The following is a 17,184-nucleotide window of genomic DNA, read 5'->3' as shown; positions in this document are numbered from 1 at the left end:
AGGAACTAACGTTCCAGGTGAAGCTGTAGCCCCTTGAAACTTACAGTACTCAGCCATATGGAGTGACTAGAACGATTAGTCTAAGCGCCGATCTATGATCATGTAAACTACATACCATATAGGAAGTTCTATATGACAAAATGAGTTTACTTCATAGATCAATCAGTGCGCGGCGGTATGGACGTGGGGAAGTGGGGTAAGATCACTCATATAGAATCATTCAAATAAAAGAGTCGCTAATGTACCTACGGGTCGGGTGGCTCTTTTTTCATGCAGATAGGGATATAGTGGTTCGACTCCACTGATCTGCTTAGTTAAATATTATATGGTCATATATGGGAATTGAGGTTTATAATAGGTTGATTCTAAATATCTGTTAGGAGATGAGATTATGCATCCAAAAGTAAAATTATTCTCAAATGCAAATCAACATGAGGTAGAAAAGGAGATAAATCAATTTTTATCGAGCGGATTTGAGTCAATACCCTCAGCAAACCCTGGTCAGCGTATGAGAGCGACAATGGGTTCTCATAAATTAATTGATATTAAGATACAATCAGTTAGAGACACCTTTGTGGCACTAGTTATTTACGAATAATGAAAATATTAATACTAAGTCGTTCCTAAGGGAACGACTTTTTAATTATTATATGTGTTTAAATGGTAATTATGTATTATGCTAGGTAAGTAGTTAAATACTTATTTGGAGGTTAAACATGCCATTTAGATATGAAAGAAAAGATTTAAGCAAACCAGTTCAGGCAATGTTGAATCAAAGAGATAAAGCAAACAAAGAACTTAGAAAGAGTGAAGAACAAATAATTGATAATCCTGTAAAGTATGCAAATTCAAAAGGATGGAAAGAAATAAAACTTGAAATTAATTTTGATGACGGTCATGTGGTTCACGCTGATTTTATAGCTCCAGAAGAAATAAATAATTATATAAAATTTATTGATAACATAAAATTTAAGGATGAATTGAAAAATCCTATAAATGGAGAAGCGAGTTTTACACGTGAAGGTTTAATGCATGAGTATGGAAAAGATCTTGATTATTTGAGTGATAAAAGTATTGGATTTGATATGAAAATAATTAAAAGAAAGTAATTTAGTCGCTCCTAAGGGAGCGGTTTTTTTTATTTTATGTAAAGTAGAGGAAGATAACTCCTCTACTTATATTTTATTTTCTATGTTTAGATGCATAACAATATCTACAACCATCATAAACGGTTGGATATGTCACAGTATAATCTTCATTTGTATCTAAACGATGACTAGGACTAATCTCTCCAATTCTACATTGAGCTACTTTATAAGCATCACGATGTACTTCTTTATTGGGGCCAGTGTTAACGATATAAGTTGCCATATAATCACCTCCTTTATTAATAATTTCGATGGAATAATAGGAAATTCCTTCCTTAATAAGTAATTATACTAAATGAAAGGAGTGAATACTCATGGAACCTAATTCAAGCTATGCATATATTGATAAATCAAATGTACTGCATGTAGTAGATGATAAAAACGATTCTGCTCGTAATACAGCCGGTAAAGTTGTCGAAACAGACATTTCACATATGAATGGTTATCCAGTGATCGATGGTAAGCAAGTAGTCTATTATTCAGATTCTGAGAAAGCCTATGTAGATGGTAACAAAGACAATGGCAAATCAATTCCTGTTCCGGCTTCGATCCAGACGCTTGTTGAGCAGCTGAAGTAATACATCAAATGAATATCTGAATGCTAAAGGATCGCTACTTAGTAGCGATCCTTTTTTCATGCCTGCTTAGCTCAATGGTAGAAGCACTGCGTGCGCACAGAAAATAAAGCAGAGGTGTCTCGGTTCGATTCCGAGAGTGGGCATTATAAAAAATATATTAAAGTCTGTAGTGAAGATCTATAGGAAAGGTTGTGTATTGATATGAGAACTCCTGAAGAACAAAAAGCAGCTATTGAACGTAGCTTAACTAATATTCGTCCGAGTGATGAAGGTATTACTCGTATCGAAGAGGTTAGAGCGATCGCCAAACAGTTTGCACATGTCATTGTAGATAAGTGTCCCGATAGTCGTGGAAAGTCATTAGCCTTAACTAAGCTAGAGGAAGCTGTAATGTGGGCTACTAAGTCAATTGTATTGGAGGATCAAGTATGAATCCATTAGCAGACTACACAACAAAACAGTTAGTAGAAGAATTAGCCAGACGTGAAGGTGTAACAGAACATAAAATTGATCATCTTGAGACTTATTGTATTGAAAGCGACACGGGCATAGCGCTAGACGATACTGGGCCTGCACGTATCTTAGTGATCATTGATTAGGAGAGTGAATACATGAATCCAATAGCTGAATTCATCAAACGTCTATCTAAAGTAGACGAACAATCAAAAACGTTCTACGAAGATTGCTTTGCGGTCATTAACGATCCTGAAACCATTGGTGTCAAGTATGAAGGCGGTAAGCTTGATACGTATTTGAATGATATTCAAGGGCATAATTATTCACATGAAGAAGTCAAACAGTACTTGATCGAACTCGTACAGCGTGTAGATCGTACAACTAATGAGGAGGCATAGTACATGGATTTGTTAGCCGCCGCCGCTCTAGGTAAAGCGGCTAAAGCCATAACAGAATCGGATAAGGATATTAAATCTTTTATCTCTCGGGATCTTAGCAGATTCTTTATGTTACACGGTACATGGAATGATACAGCTATCTCAACATTAGCCAATGCAACATATAAATCTCTTATAAGACCATTTACATCTTCAAAACAAATTACGTTTAGCCTAAATTCTATGAATAATGGGATATTTACAATTTACTACTCGCTTGATGGCGTTAATTTTAGAGAAGTTAATATTACCAGTACTCAAGCAAATGTAGTTATTGGAGATGTCATTGTTAGTAAATATTTGTACGAACGTACTGTAACAGGACCTGTAATAGCTGCATTTTACAAATACGTAGAAACAAATGCGACAGGTGCCATCTTTGGAGGCATTACTTCACTAGAAAGTGTGGTGGTGTAATGGCAGATCTAATCTTTCCCGATTATCGTGCTAACTCGGATGGAAATGAGTGGAGTTATTCAACTGGATGGACGACAGGGCAGGCTGATAACAGTGGTCATAATGGAGCAAAATACGCAACGGCTACAGCGGCAGGAGAAACAGCCACTTTTGATAGTGGGGCGATTGTTTTCACAGATGCTGTTATCCATATGTTTGCCAGCCAGTTTGCGGGTCTCGTTGATATTTATGTGGACGGTACTTTGAAGCTAATAGACGTTGATTGTTACGTTTACATTGATGGTCAAACAAACAGTATGAAAAACGCAGCCATTGTTTGCTTATCTGGTTTACCAAGAACAAAACATGTCATTAAAGTTGTCTGTAAAGGAATATCAGGTTCTAAATCATCAGGAACAACGATAGGTGTCAACTGGATTACCATGCTTGATCCTGATATGCCAGCAGGCGAAAAGCTTCCGAACACAATCGCTTTTTATATGGACAGTAATGGAGATCGACAAGGTGGCTGGGTAGATAAGCAAGGTAAACGCCTGATTGCTAACTATAAACCCAATAATAAGCTTCGAATTGAGTATGTCACACGTCCAAGTATCAGCAGTGACTATGTACGTTTCATGCGAAATGAAATTATTAGCAGACGCATTGCAGGTATTGTGTGGATGATGAATACCAACGATTTACCACGTCCTGAAATCAATTCTAAAGCAAATATTGAGAAGGCGATCAAAATATGTATTGAAGAATTTAAAATACCTATTGCGCTGTGTACCATTTTGCCACGTAATGGACTGAATGCTTTTAGTTGGAACAAAGTGAACGGGCAGATTCGTGAGTTAGCGATGAAGTACAACTTACCACTTATAGATATTAATACGACTGTAGCAAACAATACAGTATCAACAGTGACTCCTTTTCAAAGTGATGGTATTCATCTAGACGCAGTAGGCGACAACCTAGCTGCACATACAATGGTTGATGCATTGTTCTTATCATCCGGTAGTCCATTTGCTAAGTTTTTATAGGGGGATATAGAAATGGAAAGATTAACACTTATTAGTGCCACAGAAGCTCCAATAAAGATTCCGACAGTAGTTGGACAAAAGAAGCAGATCACACTTGAAATTTTTGGTACAGCTTCTTCCGCTACAGTCAATTTTCTATGTAGATCAATCAGTTTAGCAGAGTATCCGATCATGGGAGTACGTCTTTCTGATTTAGCTACTGGAACATCAGGCGGTCTAAAGGAAGTATGGCGCTTTGATGTATCTGGGCTATCTGCATTCATTGTCGATGTAAAAACAATAACTGGTGGTAACGTAAGTGTCATTGGCGATTGGTAAGTTATCAGAATGGAGGATAAAATCTTGTTAAATGCTAACTTGGTAGATCATATCGGCAGTTTAGTAACCGTCTGGACAAAGGATGGAAATGCAGCTGAGAAACGGTTGCTTCATACCGCAGACGAATTTGGAGTAGTTATCTGCAACTATGAAGGTAAGCAGACATTCATTCCCTGGATTCAAATCAAATATATTGATTATGTATCTGAAGAAGTAGTTACTTTGGAAAAAGAAATTCATGTAAGCGAGGCAGATATTTTTTCTAAAGTAACGACTCAATCATTGACTGCGGAATTGAATAAGCGTACAGGTTTTTTTGAATATATTATACCGCCAGGACATGTATGGACTTTACACAAAAGTAACTCTAGCGCACAAATTGAAGGGCCTGCAACAATTATCGTTAATCAAGACTAACTGAAATATATAAAGACACCGGGGGTGGTGACATGTAGTGGGGAGACAGAGAGACCCCAAACGGGATGAAGCTTTTGAGATATACCAAGCAGCTAAAGGTAATATTAGCTTAGTAGATATTGCTGCAAAGCTTGGTATATCAGCCGGTACAGTTCGTGGCTGGAAAGCTAAAGATAATTGGGATGCATCTACATTAAAAGTAGATAAGGACGAACTATTCGATAAGGCTGTGCAGATTGTAAAGGAATCTAAACAAGCATCTGTATCATCACTGCAACGACGTATGAGAGTCGGTTATACAAGAGCAGCTAGGTTAATTGATGCGATGGAACAACAAGGTTTGATTGGCGATGCTATAGCTAATGAACCTAGAGAAGTATTCATTAAAAAGATCGATGCAATAGCAAAGACAAATCAATCTATTGTTGAACCATCCAATGATGAAGATACCAAGCATGATTTTGATATGGTATTCCATGTGGCTGTAAGAATGTTAAAACAACATGAACATGTCTGTATGGCTGATCTCCAAAAATACCTGTCTACAAATAAAGTTAGAGCATTCAATATGCTTAGTAGAATGGAGCGTATTGGTTTAGTTGGAGAAGCCAATAACAGCGGTTATCATGAAGTATTTGCAGATCAGATAACTATATTTGAAAACGAGCAATCTCCTAAGAAGAGAGTGAAACGGGATAGTTCCGAAATGAATATGGAACGTTCCATAAATACGGAGCGTTCCAATCAAATAAAGAACGTTCCAAAGAAACAGGAGTCTCTTCTTGAAGAAGATGTAGAGGTTGCAGATAAAGACGGTCTAACAACGAAGCAACGCGTGTTTATTTTGGAGTATCTTAGGGATTTCAATGCAACAAGAGCGGCAATGGCAGCAGGCTATAGTAAGAGAACAGCATACGCTATTGGCTTTGAAAACTTAAGAAAGCCTGTAATACAGCGTGAAATAGAACGTTTCAAAACCGATATGATCGATGGATTAGGATTGAGCGTTCAACGGATCGTTATGGAGTACATGAAAATTGCTTTTGCTGATATGACTGACTATGTGGCTTTTGGCACTAGAGAAATGCCTGTTCGTGATGAATACGGCATTGTCGAAGATGCAGACGGCAATCCAGTTATGGAAATGATGGGTTTTGTAGACCTGCATGAGAGTGATGAAGTCGACGGAACTGTCATATCTGAAGTAAAGATGGGCAGGGATGGCGTAAGTATAAAACTGCATAGTAAGATCAGTGCTTTGAAAGCATTAGAGAAGTATACTGATTTCCTCACAGAAATGCAGAAAGCACAACTTGAGAAAGCTCGTGTTGAGATTTCTAAACTGCGTGGCGAAGAGTTGGACGATGACACTGAAGATGATGGTTTCATGGAAGCGCTAGGTGTCATAGCTGCTGAGGTATGGCCAAATGAAGATTAAAAAACCTAAATTCAATTGGCATCCTTTTTCTGATAAACAAAAGCAAGTGCTTGCTTGGTGGAAAAAAGAATCTGCTGTACACGATATGGATGGTATTATCGCAGACGGAGCGATCCGAAGCGGTAAAACAGTATCAATGTCGCTTTCTTATGTCATGTGGGCGATGGAAACATTTCAAGGACAGAACTTTGGTATGGCTGGCAAAACGATCGGCAGTTTCCGGCGGAACGTACTATTCTGGCTGAAGCTTATGCTGGTCAGCCGCGGATACAAGGTAAAAGATGCGCGTGCCGATAACATGGTCACTGTCACTAAAAAAGGTGTGGAGAACTATTTCTATATCTTTGGTGGTAAAGATGAACGATCGCAGGACTTGATTCAAGGTATTACTCTAGCTGGTATGTTCTTCGATGAAGTTGCGTTGATGCCAGAATCATTCGTTAACCAAGCCACCGGACGTTGTTCAGTAGATGGTTCTAAGTTCTGGTTTAACTGCAACCCTGATGGTCCTTATCATTGGTTTAAAACGAATTGGATCGATAAAGTAGCTGAAAAGAAACTTATCCATCTGCACTTTACCATGAATGACAATCTCTCTTTATCGGAACGTATTAAAGAACGTTATCGTTCTATGTACAGCGGTGTGTTTTTTAAACGCTATATTCTTGGCTTATGGGCAATGGCAGAGGGTGTTATCTATGATATGTTCGATGAATCCGATCATGTTATAGTACCTGGCAATCTGCCAGCGGAATACGTCAAATACTATGTAGGTGTCGATTATGGGCATACCAATGCGACAGTGTTCCTGCTATTCGGGGAATTAGATAAGAAGCTATACCTAATCAAAGAATATTACCATAGCGGAGTAAGTGACGCTAAAGCACCGTCTGACTATGCTAGAGACTTTGTGGAGTTTATCACCGGTATAGATATCAAGAAAATCTTTGTCGATCCATCTGCAAAAGGATTTATAACTGAATTGAAAAAACTTGGTGTACGGCGTATAGAGGAGGCAGACAATGAAGTCTTGCCAGGCATTGAATCTGTAGCAGTCGCTATCAAGGAAAAGCAGCTCTTTGTATCTTCGCTATGTAGCGAAACGATCAAAGAGTTTTTTAGTTATATTTGGGACCCCAAAGCGCAGGATCGGGGTGATGATAAGCCGATCAAAAAACATGACCATGCTATGGATGCCTTGCGTTACGTAATCCACGAAGTACTTGGTAAACCACGTCGTTCCAAATTCTTTACATGAAGGGGGTGAACATTTTTGGAAAGTACGCCATCGAAAAAGGCTAAATCTGCGGTTATCCTGCCTACGTCACTTGGTGTAGGTGGTACACGCACTAAGCAGAACATGCTCTCTTATTCTACATTGCGGAATATGGCTAAAGTACCTGCTATAGCAGCCATTATTAATACACGTCTTAATCAGGTTGCGCGGTTCTCACGTCGTCCGAGATTTGAGGGTGACTTGGGCTTTAAGATTGGGTTTAAGAATCCACAGCAGAAAATGAGTAAAGCTGCACAACAACGAGCGTTTCAGTTGGAAGAATTCTTTTTGAAAACTGGTTCTTGGAGTAATCCTCAACGGAATGATAACTTTAACCAATTTCTAAGACGGATTACTAGAGATACTTTGACGTTGGATGCTATGTCATGGGAGAACGTTCTAACTAGAGCAGGAGAAGTCACAGACATATTTGCAGTTGATGCGGCTACGATTGAATTGCTACCGACTGCGCCTGTATCTGCGGCGTATACTGCGCCTGAATATCAAAAAACGACCGATTACAATGAACCCGATCCTATTACTTATGTACAACGTGTAGAGGGCAGGATAGCAGCAGAATATAGCCGTAAAGAGTTGGCTTATTGTATCCGAAATCCCCGAACAGAGTTGGAATATAGCGATTTTGGTATGAGTGAACTAGAAAATCTGGTAGAGATCGTGACAGGAATCATCAATGGTGTTCGCTATAACACGTCATACTTCTCATACAATAGCCTGCCACAAGGTGTGCTTGAGTTTATTGGTAAATATGATGAAGAAGACTTTGAAGCATTTGCACGCCATTGGCAGAATCTTACGAGTGGTGCGCAGGGTAAGTGGGCAGTACCGGTTATGGGCATGGAAGAGGGTAGTGGTTTTAAGTTCACACCTTTCAAATCGAGTAACCAGGATATGCAGTTCAATGAATTTCTGGAATTCTTATTCAATATCTCATGTGCAGTCTATCAGATTGATCCGAATGAAGTAGGTTTCAAATCATGGACCTCAAGTAGTGGTATGAGCCAGTCAGACAATACAGCTGAGAAGATAGATAGCAGCAAGGATAAAGGCTTTGTACCATTAATGCACTTTTTATCAGATGCGTTTAATCAAAACATTATTGACCTTATCGCTCCTGAGTTCGCTTTCTATTGGACAGGCTTGGATGATGAAGAAGAGAAGCGTAAAGCTGAACGTCTAAAAGATGACGTGAATATGGGAATACTTACTGTTGCAGAAGTACGGGAACAAAGAGGTCTTCCGGTACCGGCAGATGCGAAGTGGATGCACGCTCCTGCTAATGCTGTTCTTATCCAAGCATATATGGCTCAAGTACAGCCAGAAGCTGAGAATACAGCAGATGACGATCCAGAAGATGATCTGTCAGATAAGAATGAAGAGGATTTAGAAAAGTCACTCGATATTGTAATCTCATGGGGTGATTATTAATGCCTACAGTGAATATCAAATTACCACCTGAACTGCGATCTGCTAGTCTTGAGGATCGACAGCAGGTCATTGACCAGTTACGTAAAGCTTTGGATATACCGCTACCGATCGATCCTAAAGATAAAGTTGAAGGTCGCAGTATGTGGGAATCATCAGATGATCCGTTGATTACCAAGCTAGAAGATGATTTTTATAGCGAGCTGGATGAGGTAGCACAAGAAGCACTGGCAGAAGTCATTGCATTGCTTGATCTCCCAGTAGACAATCTACAAAAAGCTAAAGGTGATAAGAATCGTATCGTGGATTGGATCAATAAGATCAGAAGAAAGAGTTCTGCGCTGAAGAAGATATTTAAGCGTGGTAGTAACGACTCTGCAAGTATGATCAAAAAGATTGATGACCTGCTTCGATACAAGTTCAAATTACTTGATAAATTGGCAGAAAAGTATATTGTACGATCCAGTCTTGTAGGTCATTTACGATCAAAAGTTAATGAAGCATTAGATATCAGTATGATAGACAAATTACCAGACACACTCAAAATGGCTATAAAAGAGCCGTTTCCGATGGAAATATGGGATCAGCAGGAGCAGATTGAGATTGTATCCCTATCTCCACTAGAAATTAGTAGTATGGAGCACGCAATACTTAGCGCAGCTGATAAGGTAACACAGATAGCCGATAATCACAGAGCAGGTGTGAAGCAGATCGTCATACAGTCACTCAAAGAGCGCTGGGGAGTTAACAAACTCTCTCAAGCGCTCTTTGACGTGTACTCCGATCAAAATAGGGACTGGCGACGTGTAGCGATTACCGAATTAGCTATGGCTACAAACGATGCATATATTGCTTCACTCAAGCAAGGCGATGTGGTTCGAGTAGCTAATGTTCCTGGCTCCTGCAAACACTGCCAGAAGATTCTAGAAGGTAAGACCTTCATTGTATCTGAAAGTCCTGAAGCAGACGGCAATACACATGTATGGGCTGGCAAAAGTAATGTAGGTCGGAAAGCGGCAGATTGGTGGGCGTGCGCTCCACTTCATCCAAATTGCCGTCACCGCTGGATCAAAGTCTATAACCGGAGAGGAGGTGAGAACAGTGAAAAGAACAGATGATACATTTCGATTATTTGTACCCCTTGAAAAATCAGTAGAGGTAGACGGTCAAGGCGATTATATCGTACAGGGTGTTATTTCATCGGATGACGAGGATCTGCAAGGCGATACGATTACGCCAGATGGTATGGATACCTCTTACTTCCTAGAAAAAGGCTGGATTAAGTGGGAGCATGGTAATTCGCCCAATCAGTTTATTGGCGAACCTATGGATGTTCAGATTGGGCAGTATATGCACCCAACACTCAAAAAATCAGTCAATGGCGTGTTCGTAAAAGCTCGTCTTTTTGCTAACCGCGATTTAGCTATGCAAGCAGTAGTAGCTATTGAAGATTTACAGAAATCGCAGAGCAGTCGTAGTGTTGGCTGGTCTATAGAAGGCGGAGTAATTGAACGTTGTCGCGAAACAGGAAAAATTCTTAAATCTGTTCTGCGTAATGTGGTGTTAACCATGAATCCGGTCAATACCACTAGTTATGCAGAACTTGTTAAATCATTCACACAGGGAGATGAAGAAAATATGACAGTTAATAATCAAGATCAAGGCAATACAGCAGAACTTACCATGCAATTGAGCGGTTTAGAAAAATCAATGACTCAAATCATTAAGCAAAATGTTGAAGTGCTGGAATTAGCTAAATCACTTTCAACAGAAAACGCAACACTCAAAACAGAAATGGAAGAGTTGCGCAAATCATTCAATCAACCACAGATGCGTAAAAGTGTTACGAGCAATACCCAAACAATTGCCCGTCCTAAAGACGGTGAAGAACTTACCCAAAAAGAAATTATGAATGAATTGAACAAATCATTTGATGCAGGCAATTTGTCTGGTACTGAAGTTATTCGATATGAAACCGGTACGCCGTTAGAACAGTTAAATCTGCCGGCAGAACTGAAAGAAAAATTTGGGGTCTAAGAAAGGGGCATAAGTATGGATTTTGAAGCACAATTAGGAGCATTAACTAAGCCAGAATTTGAACAATTAATGAAAGCAATGGGTACAGGTACTCCGGGGCCAGCTTATGGTGAGGGATTATATGGTGACATGTCTGCCATTCGTCCTCAATCATTGGAATCGACTCTTCGTGTAGTAACTGCTAAAGAAGAACATTTGAGCCTTTGGAAGTCAATTGGTAAGAAAGCAGCTTACAGTACAGTAGAAGAATTTAATGTTCAAGATAGCTACGGAAATGATGGAGATCCATTTATTGTTGAAGGCGGCAGACCGATAGAACGCAATAGTAATTATATTCGCCAAACAGGATTAGTGAAGTTTATGGGTGTGACTCGCGGAGTAACAATGCCCGGACAAATTGTAACCACTGTAGGTAATGGAGATGCTGTTACATCGGAAGTGCGCAGTGGAACAATGTGGTTACTTCAACAAGTCGAAAAAAATCTTTTCTTTGGTGATAGTTCTAAGAATCCACTAGCATTCGATGGAATACTATCGCAAGTTAAACGATTTGTTAAAGGTAGATCTTATGAATCAGAACACATTATTGATATGCGTGGTCAACCTTTATCAGAATCGATCTTAGAAGATGCAGCTACAATTATATCGGATAATATGGGCGGATCAAATTTAGAGTTGTATCTTACTAGTCAAGTACACAAGGATTTTGCTAAATTATTTACTGGTCCTGCTGGTCGTCAACGTATTATCAATATTGGTGCTGAAGTGACTATGGGTCAACCAGTAGATGGATATGCATCTAACTCAGGAAAAATTATTTTCAAAAATGATAAATTTTTAAAACCAGAAGGAGCGCCTAAAACATTGTCGCAAAAGGATTCTCCTGCTATTCCTTCTAGCGCTGTTGTATCTTCAGCAGATGATCCTAATTCGCGTTTAGAAGCAGGGACATATTTCTACTTTATTAGTGCTAAAGGTGCTGTGGGAGAGTCTGCACCTAAAGTTACTGACTCTATTGCAGTACCGGCAGGACAGAAGGTTAGTATTGTCATTCCTCGCGTTCTAAACGGTGATCCTAAACTTTCAGCTACCAGTTATAAAGTGTACCGCGGATATAAAAGTGATCCAGCACAGGCACAGTTTATGGTAGAAGTTGCAGATTCAGGTGAAGGTGTTAATCAAACGCTTATTGATGATGGTTCAAATATTCCAGGTTCTCAGTACGCATTCCTGATCGACAATGATGCAGATGATGTATTAGCATTCAAAAAACTAGCCGATCTTATGCGCGTTCCACTTGGTTTAGTAGATACCACATCACGTTTTATGATTTTGATGTTTGGAATGCTGCAGGTGTACAATCCACGTCGTATTGTTATATTCAAAAATGTAGGTACATTGGGTGTTAACAGTAACCGTGAAATGTATGCTCCATCGTATGATCAGCCTTCATTTGGTACTGTTAAACCCGTTCTACGCTAAGGGAGAGTTTAATACTCTCTCTTTTTATTTTGAATTGAAAGGAGCCAATACATGAAGATCCAAAAGATTGGCGGAGAATATCCGCTTAAAACAGTAGTATTGTCCGAAACTATTGAATTTGATGAAAAAGGTATTGCTGATGTATCTGAGGATGTCGCAGATATCCTTTTATCTATTCCTGGATATAAAGAAGTGATCGATAAAAAGTCTCAAAGCAAATCTTCTAAAGATTCAGATGGTGTGAATAATGATGTGCCACCGGTAGCTGATGAAAAAGAGAATCAGACTGCTTCTGATCCAGTTACAGACGATATTCCAGCAGCAGAGGATAAAGCTACTACAACTGCTAAATCTTCTTCTAAAGCAAGTAAGGAGTAATCGACATGATTATTCCTTACTATGTAGTTGAACCTGTACTAGATGAATCGGGAATGCAAACGAGTGTTGAGATTACTTCACCTATTGGATTACCAACACCTGCTGAAATTCGTAGCAGATGGACATATGGTCTAAGTTTGGCAGATGCACAAGGTCGATCCATGGATGATCAAGATATCTTAGGATTCTTAATGACTGCTGTTAAGGAGACAGAACGCAGGCTAGGTATTCTGCTGAAGCCCACTATTATTGCGTGTAATCCCGATGACCGTGGCTTGATTCAGGGACTAGACTATGAACTAGAAGAACAGCCCTATGATTACGATATACAGAAGTGGTCGAATTACGGGTTTATCCAGCTTCGACAGCGCTATGCTATTGAGGTGAGTATGTTCAGATTAGTGAGTTATGCAGGGCAGATGACAGTTGATTTTATGCGGTACCCGGAGTGGATCAAACTCAATAAAAAACACTCACAGCTACAGATTGTGAACCGTGGTGGTAATGGACTAACGGCAGGTACTGGTTATGGTATGGCTTACGGATCAACACCATTCTCAACAGGTTTACTATCAAGGACACCTCAAGTTTTTCATGTTGATTACGTTGCTGGTCTTACTCCTGCACAGCTTACTCAAGACATCAAAACGATTGTCGCCAAACAAGCTACGGTTGATGTTCTTGGAGTAGCTGGTGATTCTACATTAGCGGGTATGGCAGGATACTCATTGAGCTTAGATGGTATTAGTGAATCATTCCAATCGACTGCCAGCGCTATGTACGGCACTTATTCTGCTCATATTACACAACTTCAATCGGAGATTGCAGAGTTCTTTGATCCGCGTAAAGGTGGCGCTAGAACTAAGATGCGTGGCTTTACGATGGGAGGGATTTAATTGGCAAATCTTCAATTACATGAGCAGAAATACGAGGATCTTTTAGCAAGGCATGGTCGTGATGTGTTGTGGCAAGAAGCAGTCATATGCTCCTGTTTCAATATGGATAGTGGACAACCAGATTATAACTGCAAAGCATGCTCGGGAACGGGCTATGTATATGAGCAAGGTATTGTTTGTAGAGGGGCAGTACAGAACGTTACTACAAACAAAGATTTTCTAGGATATGCAGGTATGTTTGAAGTTGGGGATGCATTAATGACGGTATCTGCTAATATGCTTAAACGTACACCTGCAGGTGGGTTTGATTTAAGTGGTCGGGAGCCAGTACCTATGTTTTATGCAGGAATTGGTGATCTAATTACATTAATTGATGATGAAGTGAAGACGTCCGAGGTGTTAATCAAATCTTCTGAGTTGCGTAATCGCCCAGCAGATACATTGCTTAATCCTAAAATCACCAAAATCTTATCTATTCGTACACATGATTCAGAAACAGGTCAAACGACATTATACATGCCAGAAGATTATACTTTTTCGGGCGCTCACATCGATTGGATCGGTAACCAACCAGAAGAGGGACAGCAGTATTCGGTAGTTTATATGCATCGGCCTGTATACAAAGTTTATATGACGTTGCCACGTCCACGTCATCAGAACAATCAAGAATTTCCGAGAACGGTTATACTTCGGTATTATCCGGGAGGTGTGTTACATGAGCATGCCAACCATACAAGTTGAATTACCTAATTTTGAATATGTAATAGCACGTCTTTCTAAAGGTAACAAATTGCCGTATACAGAATCCGCTATACGTGAAGCTGCACAGCTCATTCAATCGACTTGGGTAGAATATGCTTCAGGTGTGAATGTGAGTTTTAGTGGTGGAACATTTCGAGTGGGTATACAGACAGGCGACTATGTGCGAAGTATCCAAAATGGATTGAGATTTCCTGATTCGATGACTGGCGAAATCTTTACTAGTTCTAAGCATGGGGAGTCTATTGAAACGGGTCAAGAAGCCAGAGATATGAAGCCTAAGCTTTTAACTTCTTCGAGGGTGAAGGTCGGAAAGAATGGTAAGAAGTATCTTACGGTTCCTTTTCGTCATGGAGCGCCCGGGTCTGCTAATAATGCAATGCCCGGACGCATTTATGAACAAGCCAGAAAGCTTAGCTTTAGTCGCATTACATCTACCTTACCTACCCGAACCTATGATTGGGGCGGACGTATCAAAGAAAGCAATACGGGTCAGGTCAGTCGAGCAGGTAATCATCCTGGTGCAGGTAGTACATGGAAGTCTGGTAAACATCAAGGCATGGTCAAAATGAATAAGGATGGTCATACACAGTATATGACTTTTCGTAGACTATCTGAAAACTCACCAGCTAAAAGTTGGATGCGTCCTGCAATTAAGCCTAAACCGATTCGAGATGCTGTCATCGAAAATACTCAAGATCAGATCAATGACATGATCCTTGAAGGGTTCCAAGCAGATCTAGCGGCGGCTGGATTAGGGGGTGATTAATTGGAATTCAATAGTGTTGATGTAAAAGAAGAACTGCTCCAGTTTTTGAAGCGGTCTTTTACTACAGCTAAAGTGAAAATCGGTATAGTGAAATCAGATCCACAAAACCATGGCGATATTCCTTGTATTGGTATTAATCGTGTGGCAGATAGCCAGTCTATGCATACATTAGGCGATTTCGGTGGATCTGAATTTAATGAAGAAGAATTTCAATATACTGAAATCTATAGCACGTACTTTCAAGAATCTATGGAAGTACGTATTTGGCATACCAATGCAGATGAACGTGAGAAAGTATACCGTCTACTCAAAGCACTCCTAATGGTTTTTAGTAAGTATATCGTTGGGTTAGGTGTTCGAAGCTTTACGATGGAAGGTGGCAAGGATGAAAGTGATTTTAGTAGTCAGATTGTTCCTTTTCCTGTGTACTGGGCGAGCATCATTATATCGTATGCCAATCCGCTTGATGTAGATATAACAGAACATGTACAAGCAATTACTGATATTACAGTGAATGGAGGGGTAAGTATTGGCACAAAATGAAGGCATTCCTACAGAACCAAGACCAGACGGGAAAATTGCGAATAAAACTGCTGTTGTTGAGAAAATCACATTAGATCAATATTTAGAAACGCATATTGTTCACATGGGATTAGTAGCAAGCTTTCGTCATGAAGCGTTGCAACAGCCTGATCTTTTAAATGACAGAACAGATGCAGAGTGGAATGAAGTTCTACAGAAGCAATCTGCTCGACATTATTAATTATTTATAAGGAGGAACAACATGGCTATTAATATTTCGTTTGGCGGCACGACGATTAAACGTCCTGGCGCTAATTCGATTGTCGATTCGGCAGGAATGGTACCAGTCACATTGGGATCACTCAAGTCTCTAGCAGTCGTAGGATTAGCTGGTACAGGCAGTACACTTCCTGCTAACCAAGTATCTTATTTCAATGATCCAAAAGATGCAGCCGCAGTGGTAGGCTCTGGTGAAATGCTCGACGTATTAAATATTGCTTGGCGACATGGTGCTGATCTGATTGCAGTATCTCCACTAACAGTTGCTGATGCAGTGGCAGGCAGTACAGATGCCGAGTGGCAGACAGCGATTGATCTGCTACAGACTGAAGAAGTGGCTGGTATTATTCCACTCACTACAAAATCTGCTATTTGGGCAAAGATTGATACGCACATTTCGTTTATGTCTAATACGAAAAACCGCAAGCGCCGCAGAGGGTTTTATGGTCACAAAGTAGGCGCAACAGTAGCAGAGATCAAAGCATTAGCTACATCAATGCCAACCGAGCGCGGTATGATCGTTACACCTTGTCCATTAGTTGCAGACAGTGATGGAAACAAAGTAGCCAAACCAGGTTACTATATGGCTGCCGCAGTAGCAGGTATTTGGGCAGGGCAAGTATCACAAGAACCTGTTACTTATAAGCTTGTTAAGTTCGATGGTTTGGAAAAAGTATATATCGGTCTAGAAATCGAAACACTATTGGAAGCCCGCATTTGTCCTGTTGAACAGGTCAAGAATGTGGGCTTTCGTATTGTCCAAGGTATCACTCTTTCACCAAGCGCGGACTTAACACAATGCGAACTGTCTGTGACTACCTTGAAAGATGATATGAGTGCCGATTTAGAAACCTATTTTGAAAACACTTATGTAGGTAAAGCAGCAGTTGCTGGTATCGCTGTTACGATCTATAACGATCTGGTATCTAGATTACAAGCTTTTCAAAAACAGAACTGGATCACAGCTTATGTTCCTGATTCCGTCAAAGTACGCCAAGAGGATACATCGTTTTATCTGGATTGGGAAGGTAAACCAACTTTGCCAATCAACAATTTCTTTATGACTAGCCACTTCACATTGTAATTGATTAAAAAGGAGGGAAACA

At 40.0% G+C, this 17,184-nt stretch carries 24 protein-coding genes and 1 tRNA gene; 24 read left to right on the top strand and 1 reads right to left on the bottom strand.

All coding sequences use genetic code 11. The annotated features are described in order from the left end of the window. Nucleotides 1–391: 391 nt before the first annotated feature. Together RCP16_RS11920 and RCP16_RS11915 are read left to right on the top strand one after the other, a co-directional pair. Nucleotides 392–598 (top strand): hypothetical protein, encoded by a 207-nt coding sequence (locus RCP16_RS11920; RefSeq protein ID WP_308640367.1) that lies wholly within the window; start codon nt 392–394, stop codon nt 596–598. Nucleotides 599–716: 118 nt separating this feature from the next. Continuing rightward, nucleotides 717–1,109: a hypothetical protein gene (locus RCP16_RS11915; protein ID WP_308640366.1), complete on the top strand. Its 393-nt coding sequence runs from the start codon at nt 717–719 to the stop codon at nt 1,107–1,109. A gap of 73 nt (nt 1,110–1,182) precedes the next feature. Here the strand turns inward: RCP16_RS11915 and RCP16_RS11910 are convergent, their stop codons facing one another. After that, complete coding sequence (locus RCP16_RS11910; RefSeq protein ID WP_308640365.1) at nt 1,183–1,371, bottom strand: hypothetical protein; 189 nt, start codon at nt 1,369–1,371, stop codon at nt 1,183–1,185. A gap of 91 nt (nt 1,372–1,462) precedes the next feature. Between RCP16_RS11910 and RCP16_RS11905 the strand changes: the two genes are divergently transcribed. The 22 genes from RCP16_RS11905 (at nt 1,463) to RCP16_RS11800 (ending at nt 17,162) form a co-directional block, all read left to right on the top strand. Further along, the gene (locus RCP16_RS11905; protein ID WP_308640364.1) at nt 1,463–1,726 is read left to right on the top strand and encodes a hypothetical protein; all 264 of its coding nucleotides are present in this window, start codon (nt 1,463–1,465) and stop codon (nt 1,724–1,726) included. Between the two features lie 60 nt (nt 1,727–1,786). Next, a tRNA-OTHER gene (locus tag RCP16_RS11900) sits at nt 1,787–1,869 on the top strand. A 58-nt stretch (nt 1,870–1,927) separates the two neighbouring features. Then, nucleotides 1,928–2,158 carry an Acb2/Tad1 domain-containing protein gene (locus RCP16_RS11895; RefSeq protein ID WP_308640363.1) on the top strand — a complete coding sequence of 77 codons (231 nt, stop codon included), beginning with the start codon at nt 1,928–1,930 and terminating at the stop codon, nt 2,156–2,158. Beyond that, nucleotides 2,155–2,325, top strand: a complete 171-nt coding sequence (locus tag RCP16_RS11890; protein WP_308640362.1) for a BC1881 family protein — start codon at nt 2,155–2,157, stop codon at nt 2,323–2,325. The genes RCP16_RS11895 and RCP16_RS11890 overlap by 4 nt, the downstream gene beginning before the upstream one ends. Before the next feature lie 12 nt (nt 2,326–2,337). Then, the gene (locus RCP16_RS11885; RefSeq protein WP_308640361.1) at nt 2,338–2,580 is read left to right on the top strand and encodes a hypothetical protein; all 243 of its coding nucleotides are present in this window, start codon (nt 2,338–2,340) and stop codon (nt 2,578–2,580) included. A gap of 3 nt (nt 2,581–2,583) precedes the next feature. Further along, nucleotides 2,584–3,036: a hypothetical protein gene (locus tag RCP16_RS11880; RefSeq protein ID WP_308640360.1), complete on the top strand. Its 453-nt coding sequence runs from the start codon at nt 2,584–2,586 to the stop codon at nt 3,034–3,036. Then, entirely contained in the window at nt 3,036–4,061 is a 1,026-nt protein-coding gene (locus RCP16_RS11875; protein WP_308640359.1) for an SGNH/GDSL hydrolase family protein, read from the top strand. The genes RCP16_RS11880 and RCP16_RS11875 overlap by 1 nt, the downstream gene beginning before the upstream one ends. Nucleotides 4,062–4,073: 12 nt before the next feature. Continuing rightward, complete coding sequence (locus RCP16_RS11870) at nt 4,074–4,379, top strand: hypothetical protein (protein ID WP_308640358.1); 306 nt, start codon at nt 4,074–4,076, stop codon at nt 4,377–4,379. A 24-nt stretch (nt 4,380–4,403) separates the two neighbouring features. Further along, nucleotides 4,404–4,796, top strand: coding sequence for a BC1881 family protein (locus RCP16_RS11865; protein ID WP_308640357.1), 393 nt, complete (start codon nt 4,404–4,406; stop codon nt 4,794–4,796). 37 nt (nt 4,797–4,833) lie between these two features. Beyond that, nucleotides 4,834–6,234 (top strand): terminase small subunit, encoded by a 1,401-nt coding sequence (locus RCP16_RS11860; RefSeq protein ID WP_308640356.1) that lies wholly within the window; start codon nt 4,834–4,836, stop codon nt 6,232–6,234. Beyond that, nucleotides 6,224–7,492, top strand: a complete 1,269-nt coding sequence (locus tag RCP16_RS11855; protein ID WP_308640355.1) for a PBSX family phage terminase large subunit — start codon at nt 6,224–6,226, stop codon at nt 7,490–7,492. The genes RCP16_RS11860 and RCP16_RS11855 overlap by 11 nt, the downstream gene beginning before the upstream one ends. A gap of 15 nt (nt 7,493–7,507) precedes the next feature. After that, the gene (locus RCP16_RS11850; protein WP_308640354.1) at nt 7,508–8,959 is read left to right on the top strand and encodes a phage portal protein; all 1,452 of its coding nucleotides are present in this window, start codon (nt 7,508–7,510) and stop codon (nt 8,957–8,959) included. Further along, entirely contained in the window at nt 8,959–10,074 is a 1,116-nt protein-coding gene (locus RCP16_RS11845) for a hypothetical protein (protein WP_308640353.1), read from the top strand. Before RCP16_RS11850 ends, RCP16_RS11845 begins: the two co-directional genes overlap by 1 nt. Next, entirely contained in the window at nt 10,058–10,993 is a 936-nt protein-coding gene (locus RCP16_RS11840; RefSeq protein ID WP_308640352.1) for a hypothetical protein, read from the top strand. The genes RCP16_RS11845 and RCP16_RS11840 overlap by 17 nt, the downstream gene beginning before the upstream one ends. 15 nt (nt 10,994–11,008) lie before the next feature. Continuing rightward, complete coding sequence (locus RCP16_RS11835) at nt 11,009–12,475, top strand: hypothetical protein (RefSeq protein WP_308640351.1); 1,467 nt, start codon at nt 11,009–11,011, stop codon at nt 12,473–12,475. A 51-nt stretch (nt 12,476–12,526) separates the two neighbouring features. Further along, nucleotides 12,527–12,853 carry a hypothetical protein gene (locus RCP16_RS11830; protein ID WP_308640350.1) on the top strand — a complete coding sequence of 109 codons (327 nt, stop codon included), beginning with the start codon at nt 12,527–12,529 and terminating at the stop codon, nt 12,851–12,853. 5 nt (nt 12,854–12,858) lie between these two features. Continuing rightward, complete coding sequence (locus RCP16_RS11825) at nt 12,859–13,749, top strand: hypothetical protein (protein WP_308640349.1); 891 nt, start codon at nt 12,859–12,861, stop codon at nt 13,747–13,749. Continuing rightward, on the top strand, nt 13,750–14,490 hold the full coding sequence (locus RCP16_RS11820; protein ID WP_308640348.1) for a hypothetical protein: 741 nt from the start codon (nt 13,750–13,752) through the stop codon (nt 14,488–14,490). Further along, nucleotides 14,465–15,277: a hypothetical protein gene (locus RCP16_RS11815; protein ID WP_308640347.1), complete on the top strand. Its 813-nt coding sequence runs from the start codon at nt 14,465–14,467 to the stop codon at nt 15,275–15,277. The genes RCP16_RS11820 and RCP16_RS11815 overlap by 26 nt, the downstream gene beginning before the upstream one ends. Beyond that, on the top strand, nt 15,278–15,820 hold the full coding sequence (locus RCP16_RS11810) for a hypothetical protein (RefSeq protein ID WP_308640346.1): 543 nt from the start codon (nt 15,278–15,280) through the stop codon (nt 15,818–15,820). Next, complete coding sequence (locus tag RCP16_RS11805; protein ID WP_308640345.1) at nt 15,807–16,040, top strand: hypothetical protein; 234 nt, start codon at nt 15,807–15,809, stop codon at nt 16,038–16,040. The genes RCP16_RS11810 and RCP16_RS11805 overlap by 14 nt, the downstream gene beginning before the upstream one ends. Nucleotides 16,041–16,061: 21 nt before the next feature. After that, on the top strand, nt 16,062–17,162 hold the full coding sequence (locus tag RCP16_RS11800) for a phage tail sheath protein (protein WP_308640344.1): 1,101 nt from the start codon (nt 16,062–16,064) through the stop codon (nt 17,160–17,162). Nucleotides 17,163–17,184 lie beyond the last annotated feature (22 nt).

It is taken from the genome of Paenibacillus nuruki (assembly GCF_963311185.1).
Lineage (GTDB): Bacteria > Bacillota > Bacilli > Paenibacillales > Paenibacillaceae > Saccharibacillus > Saccharibacillus nuruki.
This window is presented reverse-complemented; position numbering and strand designations above follow the sequence as displayed.